Genomic DNA, 14,325 nt, shown 5'->3' on the forward strand with positions numbered 1-14,325 from the left:
GATGGATACCTATATGATAATTAATGTAGAGTTTTTAAAAAGAAAGTTATGACCATTAATGATCTAGCCCTTCCTTTTTAACAGAATGAATGGTCATATTATTTGATTTAAGTAATGTTTGAAAGAGTCAACTATTCATTGCTGCGGGTAGACTGTATAAGCGGACGATATATGAAGGTGACGGGGCGTTATGGTAAGATGACCATTTCTGGACGTAAAGATGCTAAATCAGGTAACTTTGTCTTTCATTATCACCCAGAGACGCATACCCTTACCTTCAAAGCGATTGACCAATGTGTGATTAGTCTCTCTGACGTTGTTTTCCCCTATGGCCAAGACCATGTCAACCATGCCATTCAGACACAAATGAACCTGAAAGATAAGAAGAAGTACGGGAAGCCCATTGGATGGTCACTTGAGGACCATGGTGCCTACTATAGCGTTAAATGCTTAATTGATGTGCCTCCTGTCCCCTATCTAAATACGTCCACATCAACCGGTATGATGGGTGTTGATTAGAATGTTATTCATATCGCTGTCGCCAATGTCAACGACATTGGTCAATGTGTGGATGCCTTTACCCTTCCGTTTAACTTAGAGGGTAAAAGTAGTGGACAGGCAACGAAAATAATAGAAGCGGAGGTCATTGCCCGTCGGGCAATGGGCGTATATGACGCGTATCCTGTCTTTTGTTAGAACCCATGTTTTCTACCAGACAGAACGATTCGACCAAAGCAAGTTGCGTTCCTGGAACACACTATTTCCCCAGCAGGCTTTAACAGATGTTGAGAAAATAGGTTTGCGGCGGTTGGAGAGTAGAAAACCCCACGCCTAGTTGAACGAGTGTGGGTCACCTTTGTGGTGTCTTTATGGAATCCCCTTCCTCAAACATTCGTTAGAATGTTAGGTGGGGGTAGTTCAATCGCGTCTGAGCTCAAAGCATTATTAGCACATGATGCAGTGAAACCGATTTTAGATCAACAAGGTGTTAGTGAAGTTTTGGCGCTCGGTCCATCGAGGACACCAGGAAATGGTGTGTTTAAGTGGATTCATGAATTACGAGCGGCCCATGTTGGAACACTTGATCGAAGGGGTTTCAAAACATGGAGATATTGGGATGTTAAAAGTAGAGCACATACAGAAACCCTCGAAAAAACAGCGCAAACTGTTCGCGCGTTATTAGTAGATGCTGTCGAACGTCAACTTGTATCAGATGTTCCAATCGGTACCTTTCTCTCAGGTGGCGTTGATTCAAGCGCAATAACCGCGATAGCTGCTAATTATTTAAAAAAACATAAAAATCAAAGACTCCCGACCTTTTCAATTGATTATGAAGATAATGCGCATTATTTTAAAGAAAGTACTTTTCAACCGAATAGTGATGCCGATTTTATTGGGAAAATGGTAGAGGCGCACAATACCGAGCATTACACCTATATTTTGGATAATAAGACACTAGCAGAATTATTAAAAGAGGCAGTCGAGTATCGAGACTTGCCGGGGATGGCTGATGTTGATAGCTCATTATTGTGGTTTTGTCAGAAAACAAAAAATGAAGTCACTGTAGCGTTATCTGGAGAGTGTGCAGATGAGATATTTGGCGGGTATCCTTGGTTTTACCGAGAAGAAGATTTAAAGCGGGAAGGATTTCCTTGGATTCGATCAGCTGATATTCGTACACGATTACTTACAAAAGAATGGCAAGAAAAGTTGGATCTTCACGCCTATATGCTAAAAAGTTATCAAGAGACAATAGATGCAACACCAAAATTCGAAGGTGATAGTGAATCAGAAACAAAGCGGAGAGAAATGTTCTACTTAAACATGCATTGGTTTATGCCGACCTTATTAGATCGAAAAGATCGCATGAGTATGGGGGCTAGCTTTGAGGCGCGTGTGCCTTTTAGTGATCCCCGATTAGTTGAGTATGTTTGGAACATACCATGGGAAATGAAAAATTATCAAGGGAGAGAAAAAGGTATTCTAAGAAAAGCGCTTGAAGACTTAATTCCAGAAGATATTTTATATCGGAAGAAAAGTCCTTATCCAAAAACCCATCATCCAGCATATACAGAGGCAGTAGTAGAGTGGATGGAACGCATTCTGGATGATCCGGATGCGCGTTTATTTGAACTTTTTGATAAAGAGGCAATAAGAGAACTTGTCGCAACAAAAGGAGAAGAAATTGATGCACCATGGTTTGGACAATTAATGAAAGGACCTCAATTGCTAGCGTATTTAGCACAAGTAGATTATTGGTTACGTAAATATGACGTTGTAATAGAAAAATAACACTTGCTCCATCAAATATCTCGTGAATAATGTGACGGGTTATATTCAATGATAACGTGATTTAGCAACAATATTTACAAAAAGAGCCCTAAATACAAACAAGTAGCGCATGGTGACGCTACTTGTTTTACATAACGCTTTTACGACATAGTTTCACGATGTTTCAGTACTTCATGGCTATATTGACAAGTTTTTACTGACATATGATAAGATAAATCTAAGTGTTTGTAGTCGGTAGAACTAATCAGGAAATACTACCTTATTTACCTATAAAATACATAGAGATTTCACATCCTTTTTCCTGTATAATGCGAGTATAAAAAATATAAGGGGCGTTATCTAGATGAAAAGTATTAGGACAAAATTGGTTGTTTACTTCTCTGTGATTATGACAGTGGCTTTAGTCGTATTAGGCTTCGTCATTATGAACGGCGCAAGTGACTCCATTCAAAATGATGCAGAAGAAAGTTTATTGTCTTTATCACATGAAGCGGCACGCGTAGCAGACAGTCGAATAACAGGTGAGTTTCTTTACCTTGAAGGACTTACTAACTTGCCAGAAGTTCAAGAAGAAACAAGAGATATTGATGCGGCCATGGCTGTATTTAAAGAACGGGTACAAGAGACAAGCTATTTACGGATTGGGATGGCCGATCTTGAAGGGAATTTATACTTATCTGATTCTTACGGGGATGATGGAGATATCGTTGATATCTCAGAGCGTGACTATTATCAACAATCATTAAATGGCGAGCGAGGATTAATGCCACCATCTGAAAGTGTGAATGCGGCCGACGGTGACCGATTAATTATGGTCACATCTGTTCCTGTTATAGAAAATAACCGCGTCACTGGTGTCATTGTTGCCGTTGGTGATGCTGACTTTTTAAGTGTGATTGTTGAGGACATTACATTTGGTGAGCAAGGTTATGCTTATATGATTGATGATACTGGCACAGTGGTGGCTCACCGTAACCGTGAGATGATTCGTGATTTCTTTAATCCCATCACCTTGGCAGAAGAAGATCCATCTTTATCAACAGTAGCGACGCAGTTTGAAGACATACTTTCAACTGATGCGGGAGTAGGAAGCTATACTTTTAATAACGAGCCTATGTATATTGGTTATAGCACTATAGGTGACACAGGTTGGAGTCTTGTTGTGACAGCAGACGAGCATGAAGTCTTATCATCAGTTGATGATTTACAACTGACAACGATTGTGATGACAGTTGCGGCAGTATTAGTAGCTATTATCTTAACTTTCATCGTTGGTTCTCGTATATCTAAGCCGATTCGCTCCGTGTCACAATCAGCTGAAAAGATAGGTGAACTCGATTTAAGACAGGACATCGAACCAGCCCTACTTAAAAGTAAAGACGAAGTAGGACAACTTGCGACCTCCCTTCAAGCGGTGACAGAAAATATGCGCAGGGTCATTCAGCAAATCAATGATTCTGCAGGTAATGTGTCAGCAGCTTCTGAACAGTTAACGGCAACCTCAGAACAATCTGCCTCTGCTTCAGAAGAAGTAGCGGCAACCATTCAAGATATCGCCGATGGTGCGGAGAATCAAGCAGAGAATACCGAAGCGGGATCTGAAAAAGCGCATCAACTTGGCGAGATTGTTGAACAAGAACAAGCAGTTGTGAATCGTTTGAATGTGGCCTTTAAGAAAGTGCATAGGGCCGTTGAAGAAGGTATGACGGAAATTAAGCGTTTAGCGATGCTGTCTGACAAAACATCAAAAGCAACAAAAGAAGTAGAAAGTGGGATTCATAGTACGAATGATAGCTCACACCGCATTAGTGAAGCGAGTAATGTGATTGCTAATATTGCCGAACAAACAAATCTATTAGCACTTAATGCGGCGATTGAAGCTGCACGAGCCGGTGAAGCAGGAAAAGGTTTCTCCGTTGTCGCTGAGGAGATTCGTAAGCTCGCTGAACAATCAACCGAGTCTACAGCTTCGATTGATGCCATCGTAAAAGAACTCCAAACAAATGCGGAAAGTTCAGTTAAAGTCATGGCAGACGTATCAAAAGTCATTGAAGAACAATTAGCTAGCGTACAACTCACACAGGCTAAATATGAACAAATTGAAACAGCCATGGTCACCTCAAATGACGCAGTGGATTCTTTAAATGACACAGGAAAGCAGATGGCAGAAATTAAAGAAGAGATTGTCTCATCATTAGAAAATCTCTCAGCCATTGCCGAAGAAAATTCAGCCGCCACAGAAGAAGTTTCAGCTGCAACCGAGCAACAGACGTCTTCGATGGAAGAAATCTCACGTTCAAGCTTAAGCCTCGCTGAACTAGCGGTAGAACTTAAAAAATTGATTGAACAGTTTAAAATCAATGAATAAAAAGCGTCATTCACATCGTGTCATTTAAATAATCATCCTAACATCCTTTTCATTTAGAGTATCAATTATCTAAGTGAAAAGGATGTTTGCTTTTTTAAGCAGACAGAAAAAGTAAATTAAGAGTAATGATCAAGATAAATAAACAATAATAAAGATTTACTTTAATAAAATTAAATGTTATTATTAATATTATTAAAGTAAGGGGTGAGGTTGTGCCGATTGACATTGTGCCTGAGTGGATGAAAAATTTAGAAGAGGAAGACATAACGTTTATCAAAAAATTTGTGTTAGCTTCGGGATCGTTAAAAGAAATGGCCAAAGTATATGATGTGACCTATCCAACTGTACGTTTGCGCTTAGATAAGTTAATCGACAAGATTCATATCAATGACCGGGAGACGAATGAACCTTATGTCTCGCTCATAAAGCGATTAGCAGTAGATGATAAAATAGATTTTGATACGGCAAAAATATTGATCCAAGCGTATAAAAAACAAATGAGAGAGGAAGCTGACGAATGATTATCGCATTACTTATGAGCTTAGTATATGTAGGTATCTTACTTGGTATTGTTGGCGGAGTAATTTGGTTTCAAATTGTCTTATCAAAAAAAGATAGTAAATGGCCGGGATTAATTTTACCACTGATTTCCCTATTGTTATCATTATCGGTGACGCTTAGTATTGCTGCTTATTATTCGGTTAGCTCCGAACAAACGACCAATCAGGATGGTATTGTTACGAAAGTGGGAGAAGTAACGAGTACTATGCTGACAGACTTACTTCCAATGATCGTGGTATCTAGTTTTCCGACGTTGTTCCTACTCGTGATCTATATCGTTATACGAAACAAAAAGAAACATCACCAGATGGTCGAAAGAATGGCGATTCATGACTTATAAGTCAATGTGTCTTATCGTCTATGTTTAACGAAGAGCTCAACACCTTTACGCAGTGTCACTTTAAGCTGTTAAAGGTGTTGTTTTCGTGTATAATCAAAAACATATTAATATACGGTGAAACGATAAGGGGTTGGATAATTGTCATGGAACGATTAAAGTTAGTGTTACCTACACCAGAATACAAAGCAGCTTGTTTAGATTACAGAAAAGAATTTGAGCAATTTAATGAGGTGATGCATGGGACAGCTGGACTTTCGCACGTGGAATCTTTTGAAGCGTGGTTAAAAGATATTCAGAATAGTTATTTGGAGGAAGAACTGACAGATGACCGAGTACCGGCCACAACCTATCTTGCAGTCACAGTCGATACCCATCATTTAATTGGCATGGTGAATATTAGACATAGACTGAATGATGTTTTAAAAACATCCGGTGGTCATATCGGTTATAGTGTGAGAGCTTCAGAAAGACAGCGAGGTTATGCAACTGAGATGCTCGGGTTAGCACTCAAAAAGTGTCAATCACTTCATATTCCACGTGTGCTCGTGACATGTGATCAGGATAATATCGCCTCAGCTAAAACCATTAAGAATAATCATGGCCAATTGGATCAAGCGTTTATGCATGAAGGAACAATGATTGAACATTATTGGATTGACTTAACAGAGGAAGCTTAAAAATACTTTATGTTAAAGGGATCACACAAATACGAAAGGATGTATGAAAGATGTATGTATTAGAAAACAATCGTTTAAAGGTAAATGTTGCTGCACCAGGCGAAGTATATGATGGATCAAGGTTTGATTGGACCGGTTTTATTACCCAGATCACCTTAGATGACGTTGTTACGTTCTGTGTGCCAGAGCGTCTTGAAAAAGGTGTCGGAACGGGTGGCATCGGACTAAGTAATGAATTCGGTATTGATCAACCGCTAGGGTATGAGGGGATAAAGAAGGGGCAACAATTTCCGAAAATAGGTGTTGGGTTACTTACGAAAGATAGCGAAAGTGACTATGACTTCTTCCATCGTTATGATGTTACCGCAGCTAAGTTTCACGTGTCTCACACACATTCAAGCATCACGTTTGATGCAGAGGCTCATAATGACAATGGATATGGCTTTCACTTAAATAAAGAGATCTCTCTGTTAGATGATCACGTTGTCATCCGGTATACACTTAAAAATACCGGAGATGAATCATTTAAAACCAATGAGTATGCTCATAACTTTATTGGTATCAATCACGAAACCGTCAATGAGAACTATCAGCTGACATTACCTAAAATGAATCATCTAGAGGTTGCAGTGGGGACAATCAAACAGACGAATCAGCAATTAACATGGCCTGTTGTTCCAGATGGTGATTTTTATGCGCATATTGAAATGAATGAAGAAAGTGCGCCATATAACTGGGAAGTGTATCATACACAGATAAAAGCAGGTGTAAGAGATCTTACTAGATTTACGCCATCGAAGATGGCGCTATGGGGACGAGATCATGTCGTTAGTCCGGAAGTGTTTATCGATATCGATTTATCACCAGGTGAGACTGCGACGTGGGATAGATGTTATCAGTTTTACCGAAACTAATCTGATATATCATGGCTAGTTGTATATTTTCTTATCTGGTAACAGTTTGTTTAAGTAGTGTTATGATAAGATGATGTTTAAATGAACGAAAGTTTCTTAAATACTTCGAAAATAAAAGGGTTGTATTCTCATGGTAAACCGTTTACAATAAGAATATCAAAGAGATTTCAATGATTTTCGAAAGCGGTTTTCTTGTTGGTATAATAAGATTTTAAAGGGTTAAGAGCGTATTTTTAAAAGTAGCGTTTATTACAGGAGAACAACATGTTTTTTGTCAATATTCACGAAAATCCACACTTTAGTGCCTGTTTAGCTGCTTAAGATTGCAGAAAACCTTTACGAAAGTTATAATCGTTCAGAACAATAGCTCATTTAATTAATAATAGAAAGGATTTTTATATGAAAACTCTACATGATTTATATTTAGGGAACGGTTTTTTACGCCAATATTCGAAAGCGGTTTCGCTAAAAATGATGACATTAAATAATGAAACATTCTTTAAAATTGAGCATGTGAATCAGATGACACCATTTTTTATGACCGTCGTCAGTGATACCGATCATTGGTTATTCGTATCAAGTACAGGAGGGTTAACGGCTGGACGAAAAAATGCGGAATCAGCATTATTTCCGTATGAGACAGATGACAAAATCCACGACAGTGTTGAAACAACGGGGCCAGATACAACGTTGATTGTAACAAAAGGTGAGAAAGATTATTTGTGGAAACCATTTTCAACGCATTTAGCAGGTGTTTATCACATTACTCGTAATCTTTATAAAAATACGACAGGTGATAAAATTATTTTTGAAGAAATTAATACTGATCTAGGTTTAACGTTTAATTATACATTAAAAACAAGTGAAGCTTATGGTTTTATTAAACAGTCGACACTCATCAACACGACTGATGAAGCCGTCAGTGTGCGTGTGTTAGATGGGTTAAGAAATATCTTGCCATACGGCGTTAATACATTACTTCAAACAACAAAGAGTACACTAGTTGATGGCTATAAACGTTCAGAGCTACACGAAGATGTCGGTTTAGGCATTTATACACTTAGTTCTATTCTGACTGATAAGGCAGAACCGAGTGAATCATTAAAAGCAACCACCGTTTGGTCAAAAGGACTGGATCAACCAACCTATCTTTTATCAGAACAACAAATTAAAGCGTTCTCATCCAATGGGCATATTGAGACGGAAGAGGATGTCAAAGGTCGACGGGGCGCTTATTATGTGTCTGACGTTGTCGAGTTGCAAGCGGGCACGGAAAAATCATGGTCTATTGTGGCTGAGTTAAATCAAAGTGCGGCAGATATTCTAAAATTAAAACAAACGTTAGCCGAGAATCATGCCTTACTTGAAGAGGTAGAGAAGGATGTGACCCATGGTTCAGAGAACTTACGTCAACTTGTCTTTAATGCGGATGGTTTCCAGCACACCGCTAATGACAAGGCAAGCTACCGTCATTTTTCCAATACGTTATATAACATTATGCGTGGAGGCATTTATGCCGATGGTTATATGATTGATAAACAGGACTTAACGCACTTTGTGAAACAATGGAATCAAGCGGTCTATCGTGATGAAATAGCCTTTTTCGCTGGCTTACCTAACACATTACATTACAACGATTTACTTGATCGCGCCCAAAATCAAAAGAATACGAATCTAGAAAGACTCTTGTTTGAATATTTACCACTCACGTTTAGCCGTCGTCACGGTGACCCAAGTCGTCCGTGGAACAAATTTAATATTGAAGTGACAAAAGAAGATGGCTCAAAGGCGTTAAACTTTGAAGGCAACTGGCGAGATATCTTCCAAAACTGGGAAGCGCTTTCGTTTTCATATCCAGCCTTTACCGAAAGTATTATCGCGAAATTCGTGAATGCTTCGACCGCTGACGGTTATAATCCGTACCGGATTACGAAAGAAGGCATTGATTGGGAAGTCCTTGACCCAGAAGATCCTTGGTCAAATATCGGTTACTGGGGTGACCATCAAATCATCTATCTGTTAAAATTACTTGAGTTATCGAAAGATTATAACCCAGAAAAGTTACAGATACTTCTAGCTAAAGATATGTTTGCGTATGCGAATGTGCCATACCGCATCAAAGGGTTTGAAGCGTTAGTCAAAGACCCAAGAAACAGTATTATTTATGATGATCAGAAAGAAGCAGCCATCAATGAACGTGTCCAAACAATTGGTTCAGACGGTAAATTAATCTTCCATAACGACAGCGTCTACCATGTTAACTTGATGGAAAAATTATTAGTTACTTTGCTGGCGAAGTTTTCAAACTACGTACCAGAAGGTGGTATTTGGATGAATACCCAGCGTCCAGAATGGAACGATGCGAATAATGCCCTTGTAGGTAACGGGTTATCCATGGTGACACTTTACTACATGTACCGTTTCCAGGTGTATATGGACCAACTCGTAAAAGAATTGCCATCAGAATCGATTAACGTATCTGCGGAAGTGAAGCAAATGTTTGATCAAACGTTCAACATATTGAAATCACATGAATCTATTTTAGGCGAACCTATTTCTGATGACACACGTTTTATGATCGTAAAAGCGTTAGGTGAGATTGGTGAAAGCTACCGTGAAACGGTCTATAACGATGGTTTCTCTGGTGAAAAAGCGGAACTTTCTGTTCGTGCACTACAAGACTTTATTGATGTATCGTTGTCACACTTAAAGGATACCATTGTTAAAAACAAACGTGAAGACGGTTTGTATCATGCCTATAACTTGATTCGCTTTAATGGAAACAGTTGTAACGTCGATTATTTATATGAAATGTTAGAAGGTCAAGTAGCCGTATTAAGTTCAAAAGCTCTACCGAAAGAAGAAGTGATTAACGTTTTAGCTTCACTAAAAGAGAGTGCTATTTATCGTCAAGACCAAAACAGCTACATGTTGTACCCTAACCGAGACTTACCTAAATTCTTAGAAAAGAATATTATTCCGGCTGAAGATGTTCAAGGCTCAGTTATTCTTAAACAAGAATTAGAAGCTAAACAGACACGCATTATTGAACAAGATGTCGATGGACGCTATCACTTTAACGGTCGCTTTAGAAATGGTGAAGAAGTAAGAGAAGCGTTAGAAGCTTTAGGTTGCTACAACGAGGCAGATATTATTGCGGTTGAAGATTTATTTACGAATCTCTTTAACCACCATGCCTTTACCGGTCGTTCAGGAACCTTCTACAAGTACGAAGGACTTGGTAGTATTTACTGGCACATGGTGTCGAAATTACTACTTGCGACACAAGAGAACTTTAATGATGTGTATCATGCACACGGCATGACTGAAGAAGCGAAGCAGTTGGTCACCTATTACCGCGACATTAAAGCAGGTATTGGCGTAGATAAGACACCGGAGGAATATGGGGCCTTCCCGACTGAAGCTTATTCACATACACCAAGCTTTGCTGGTGTGCAACAACCGGGTATGACGGGACAAGTAAAAGAAGATATTCTTTCCCGCTTTGGTGAACTTGGGGTCACTGTAAAGAACGGTCAACTTAGCTTTGATCCTGTGTTATTATCAAAAGCAGAATTCTTAACGACAGACAAAGAGTGGTCATTGGCTCACCGTCAAAACCTAGAAGCGACACCATCACTTACTTTAACTAAAGACACGATTGGCTTTACTACGCTTACGGTCCCCGTTATTTACGTGTTAAGCGATGAAGAAAAAATGATTGTCACTGACGTATCAGGTAGAGAAACCGTCTATCAAGGTCACACTTTAGATCCAGAAACAAGTCAGATGCTCTTTGGTCGCCATCATGATATTGTTAAAATTACGGTGTCTGTTGATCAAAGTAAATTAGTCTAACATAGAAGGGAAAATGAGAGGACGCCCTATATAACACATAAGAAATCTAAAAAACTGTAAGTTCGGGGCGCCTTGTCATTATACCGGAAAAGAAAGAGTTTACCTGGGGAGCTTCACAGGTAAACTTTTTCTTTTGGTTTAGATTATTAGCGCATCGTTTAAGCAAATGACAATAAAAGAATGGCTGTCTATTTATACTCAGGTAACCAGTCCCCGTGAGCGTCGATTAAATCATCACATAATTGAATCGTGTCATCAATCGATAATTCAGCAGCTGTATGAGGATCAAGTAGTGCGGCTTGATAAATCTTCTGTCTATCTTTTGTTAAGGCAGCTTCAATCGTTAACAGTTGCGTATTGATATTGGTACGATTTAAGGCGGCACATTGTTCCGGTAAGTCCCCGATATAGGTTGGATTGACACCACTCGCATCAACTAAACAAGGGACTTCAACGACGGCATTTTCAGGTAGATTACTAATAAGACGGCCTGTGTTTAAGACGTTACCACCAATTTTAATCGGTTTGTTCGTTTCCATTGCCTCGATAATGTACGACCCATATTCGTGTGATCGTTCATGCGTTAAGTTTTTATCGTGAATTAAATCATCTCGCATTTGTTTCCAACCTTCGATTTGATTCACGCAGCGACGCGGATATTCATCGAGGGGGATGTTATATTTTTCAATAAGTTCAGGGTACTGTTTTTTTATAAAGTACGGATGGTATTCCGCATTATGCTCAGATGATTCGGTCACATAATAACCGAACGTGTTCATTAGTTCGAAGCGGACCATGTCATCATGTTTGTCTTGTTGTTTTGCTTTGGCGCGACGTTTAATTTCAGGATAAAGGTCTTTACCGTCTTGCGTAATCTCAAGTAACCATGCCATATGATTGATCCCGGCGATTTTCCACTGGATATTGTCTTTTGGCATGTCAAGTGAGTCAAGTAAGTGATCCGTACAAACTTGCACACTGTGACACAGCCCGACCGTTTTAATGCCTTCTTTTAACATGATGTTAGTTAATACTGCCATTGGATTCGTGTAATTTAAAAACCAAGCATCAGGACACACTTCTTTTATATCTTTCGCGAAGTCTTGCATGACTGGAATCGTCCGTAAATTACGGAAAATTCCGCCAATACCGAGTGTATCGGCAATCGTTTGACGTAAGCCGTATTTTTTGGGTACTTCAAAGTCCGTGATTGTACAAGGATCATAACCGCCGACTTGAATCGCATTAATGACGTATTTTGCCCCACGTAACGCATCTTTTCGGTCGTGATACGCGACGACTTTTACCGTTGACTGCAAGCTTTCTTTTAAGTTTGTCAGCATGCGCTCTGAGTCGTTAAGACGTTCATGATCGATGTCATATAACGCAAACTCAAAATTTTGTAACGCCTCAACCGTCATACAGTCACCTAATACATTCTTTGCGAATACGGTACTTCCTGCGCCTAAAAAAGTAATTTTATTCATAATTATATCCTCCTTGTGGTGATGCGTGTCACCTAAATAGTCATTGCCTTATCTGTATTTTAAGCGCATTCATAATAAGGGACAATCGAAAATAAAACTAAAATAAGTAAAATATTGCGCTCTTTTAGTCTAAAAACAATTGGTTAACAGGCATAAAAGAACGGCTGTTGCGATATTGACTCGGCGGAATATCTAACGCTTTTTTAAAGACTTTACTGAAATAATTCGCCTCATTGAATCCGACACGGATGGCGATGTCTTCAATGGTCAGTGTGTGGTCTTGTAGTAAGGTAAGTGCTTCATTTAGACGGACTTTCGTTAAATATTTTATCGGTGTCTCGCCCATGGTTTGATTAAATAGCCGGGTGAAATAATACGTCGATAGGCCGGAGATAGCGACAATGTCTGAAAGTGCAAGATCTTGATCAAAATGTGACTCGATAAAGGCGACGGCTTGTGGTAATTCAGTGTCTTGCGCTTGGTCATGTTCGATATATTGTAAGAGCTCCATTAAAAAGGTATAGGCGTGACGTGACAGTTCGTAACCATAAGACATACCTGTTGATGACAATTTATCAAGCAAGTTAAAAAGGTAATGAATCGGCCGGCTCTCTCGTTTTAATTTAAAGATGTGTCCATATGTATTAATCGCACCCGTTAAGAGTCTTACAGCTTCATCTCCATAGAGGGTAATATAAACAAAAGACCAAGCATCAGATGTCTCTGGTAAGTAATAACAATGATCGCTCGGTAATGGCACAAGGAAAGCATCCTGAGCCTTTAACAAGATGATGGTGTCGTCAATCCGGATCGCTCCTTCACCCGCGAGTGTGTATTGAAACACAACTTTTCCTGTTTCATTTCGTTTTAAGCCATCCCACTGATAGTGCGTGCTTGTTTGTGTTTCTTTTCCAATCGAGTGGATACTAGCAATACGCTGTTGAAAATCTCCTTTAAATTTAAAACCATAAGATTGTTGATGATTTGTCATTGTGCCTGGCTCCTTTTCACGCTATGATGGTAGAAATAAGGATGTTGATGATCGTGATCGTTTTACATAAAAGTTATAAGGTGCATGACAACATCTTATCACAACCGTACCGTTATTTTCTTGGATATGAGAGAAGTAGCCTATTGGATAAAGGATTACGTAAGAGGAGGGGGACGATGGATTTTGTATTGATTTTTAGTGATAGTGCTGTCGGTAAAATGACGGTAGGTAAAGCGTTAATGGAACGGACAGGCTTAAGGTTATTTCATAACCATATGATGATTGAACCTGTATTAGAGGTTTTTGGTGAATTTAATCTTTCAGCCATTGAAAAAACACGTGAGATTATTTTTGATGAGTTTCTTAAAACGAATCAACAAGGGCTTATTTTTACTTTCATGTGGGCGTTTAGTGAGCCGGATGACTGGGATTATGTTCAGGCGTTGCATGATAAGTTTACAAGTCAAGGGGCGACGTGTTACTACGTCGAACTTGTGGTGCGCCCGGCATGGGTAGTAACTTGGTGGTGAAAGTCCATTACAGACTTGGCAGTAGGAACTGTTAGCGAATGACAAGGGTGTCTTCCGTGAGGGAGAATCTGAAGGAAGTCGGACGCAAACACTTGCACTGACGAACAGAAACTTCATACTAAGGCTCGGTGAAATGGATAAGTCTACAACACAAGATGAAGTCCAATACTGCCCGAAATTTCATTGAGTAAATGAAGCAGTGACATGAGTGGAAAGTGACTACTCTTACCCGGGGAGATCTCTATCTTTATTCCAAACGTTCGTAGTGATATGAAACGGAAGGTAGAGAAGTCAGCAGACGTCATAG

Annotated in this window: 11 protein-coding genes; 9 read left to right on the top strand and 2 right to left on the bottom strand. The window is 39.4% G+C overall.

All coding sequences use genetic code 11. The features are described from left to right. The first annotated feature begins 171 nt into the window (after positions 1-171). The 8 genes from BM163_RS09305 to BM163_RS09340 all read left to right on the top strand — a co-directional run bounded on the left by BM163_RS09305 (position 172) and on the right by BM163_RS09340 (position 11,010). A complete protein-coding gene (locus BM163_RS09305) occupies positions 172-519 on the top strand; it encodes a hypothetical protein (protein ID WP_089802459.1) in 348 nt (115 codons plus the stop codon). A gap of 342 nt (positions 520-861) precedes the next feature. After that, the gene (asnB, locus tag BM163_RS09310) at positions 862-2,292 is read left to right on the top strand and encodes an asparagine synthase (glutamine-hydrolyzing) (RefSeq protein ID WP_307725329.1); all 1,431 of its coding nucleotides are present in this window, start codon (positions 862-864) and stop codon (positions 2,290-2,292) included. 343 nt (positions 2,293-2,635) lie between these two features. Further along, entirely contained in the window at positions 2,636-4,660 is a 2,025-nt protein-coding gene (locus tag BM163_RS09315) for a methyl-accepting chemotaxis protein (RefSeq protein WP_089802461.1), read from the top strand. A gap of 212 nt (positions 4,661-4,872) precedes the next feature. Then, complete coding sequence (locus BM163_RS09320) at positions 4,873-5,181, top strand: DUF2089 family protein (RefSeq protein ID WP_089802463.1); 309 nt, start codon at positions 4,873-4,875, stop codon at positions 5,179-5,181. Next, entirely contained in the window at positions 5,178-5,561 is a 384-nt protein-coding gene (locus BM163_RS09325) for a hypothetical protein (RefSeq protein WP_089802465.1), read from the top strand. Before BM163_RS09320 ends, BM163_RS09325 begins: the two co-directional genes overlap by 4 nt. Before the next feature lie 143 nt (positions 5,562-5,704). After that, on the top strand, positions 5,705-6,238 hold the full coding sequence (locus tag BM163_RS09330; protein WP_089802468.1) for a GNAT family N-acetyltransferase: 534 nt from the start codon (positions 5,705-5,707) through the stop codon (positions 6,236-6,238). Positions 6,239-6,288: 50 nt separating this feature from the next. Then, on the top strand, positions 6,289-7,152 hold the full coding sequence (locus tag BM163_RS09335) for a hypothetical protein (protein ID WP_089802470.1): 864 nt from the start codon (positions 6,289-6,291) through the stop codon (positions 7,150-7,152). Positions 7,153-7,551: 399 nt separating this feature from the next. Next, positions 7,552-11,010: a 1,3-beta-D-glucan phosphorylase, GH149 family gene (locus BM163_RS09340; protein WP_089802472.1), complete on the top strand. Its 3,459-nt coding sequence runs from the start codon at positions 7,552-7,554 to the stop codon at positions 11,008-11,010. A gap of 188 nt (positions 11,011-11,198) precedes the next feature. Here the strand turns inward: BM163_RS09340 and BM163_RS09345 are convergent, their stop codons facing one another. Next, a complete protein-coding gene (locus tag BM163_RS09345) occupies positions 11,199-12,497 on the bottom strand; it encodes an alpha-glucosidase/alpha-galactosidase (protein ID WP_089802474.1) in 1,299 nt (432 codons plus the stop codon). A 124-nt stretch (positions 12,498-12,621) separates the two neighbouring features. After that, positions 12,622-13,488: a helix-turn-helix domain-containing protein gene (locus BM163_RS09350; protein ID WP_089802476.1), complete on the bottom strand. Its 867-nt coding sequence runs from the start codon at positions 13,486-13,488 to the stop codon at positions 12,622-12,624. Between the two features lie 176 nt (positions 13,489-13,664). Here BM163_RS09350 and BM163_RS09355 point away from each other — a divergent pair, with 176 nt between their 5' ends. Continuing rightward, complete coding sequence (locus BM163_RS09355; RefSeq protein ID WP_089802478.1) at positions 13,665-14,018, top strand: hypothetical protein; 354 nt, start codon at positions 13,665-13,667, stop codon at positions 14,016-14,018. The last annotated feature ends 307 nt before the right edge of the window (positions 14,019-14,325 follow it).

Origin of the sequence: Halolactibacillus alkaliphilus (assembly GCF_900115465.1) — a bacterium.
Taxonomy (GTDB): domain Bacteria; phylum Bacillota; class Bacilli; order Bacillales; family Amphibacillaceae; genus Halolactibacillus; species Halolactibacillus alkaliphilus.

What these genes read in the sequence shown, in the direction of transcription:
- BM163_RS09335 (WP_089802470.1), top strand. Translation starts at nt 6,289, where the DNA reads ATGTATGTATTAGAAAACAATCGTTTAAAGGTAAATGTTGCTGCACCA.
- BM163_RS09305 (WP_089802459.1), top strand. Translation starts at nt 172, where the DNA reads ATGAAGGTGACGGGGCGTTATGGTAAGATGACCATTTCTGGACGTAAA.
- BM163_RS09340 (WP_089802472.1), top strand. Translation starts at nt 7,552, where the DNA reads ATGAAAACTCTACATGATTTATATTTAGGGAACGGTTTTTTACGCCAA.
- BM163_RS09315 (WP_089802461.1), top strand. Translation starts at nt 2,636, where the DNA reads ATGAAAAGTATTAGGACAAAATTGGTTGTTTACTTCTCTGTGATTATG.
- BM163_RS09345 (WP_089802474.1), bottom strand. Translation starts at nt 12,497, where the DNA reads ATGAATAAAATTACTTTTTTAGGCGCAGGAAGTACCGTATTCGCAAAG.
- BM163_RS09330 (WP_089802468.1), top strand. Translation starts at nt 5,705, where the DNA reads ATGGAACGATTAAAGTTAGTGTTACCTACACCAGAATACAAAGCAGCT.
- BM163_RS09355 (WP_089802478.1), top strand. Translation starts at nt 13,665, where the DNA reads ATGGATTTTGTATTGATTTTTAGTGATAGTGCTGTCGGTAAAATGACG.
- BM163_RS09350 (WP_089802476.1), bottom strand. Translation starts at nt 13,488, where the DNA reads ATGACAAATCATCAACAATCTTATGGTTTTAAATTTAAAGGAGATTTT.
- BM163_RS09325 (WP_089802465.1), top strand. Translation starts at nt 5,178, where the DNA reads ATGATTATCGCATTACTTATGAGCTTAGTATATGTAGGTATCTTACTT.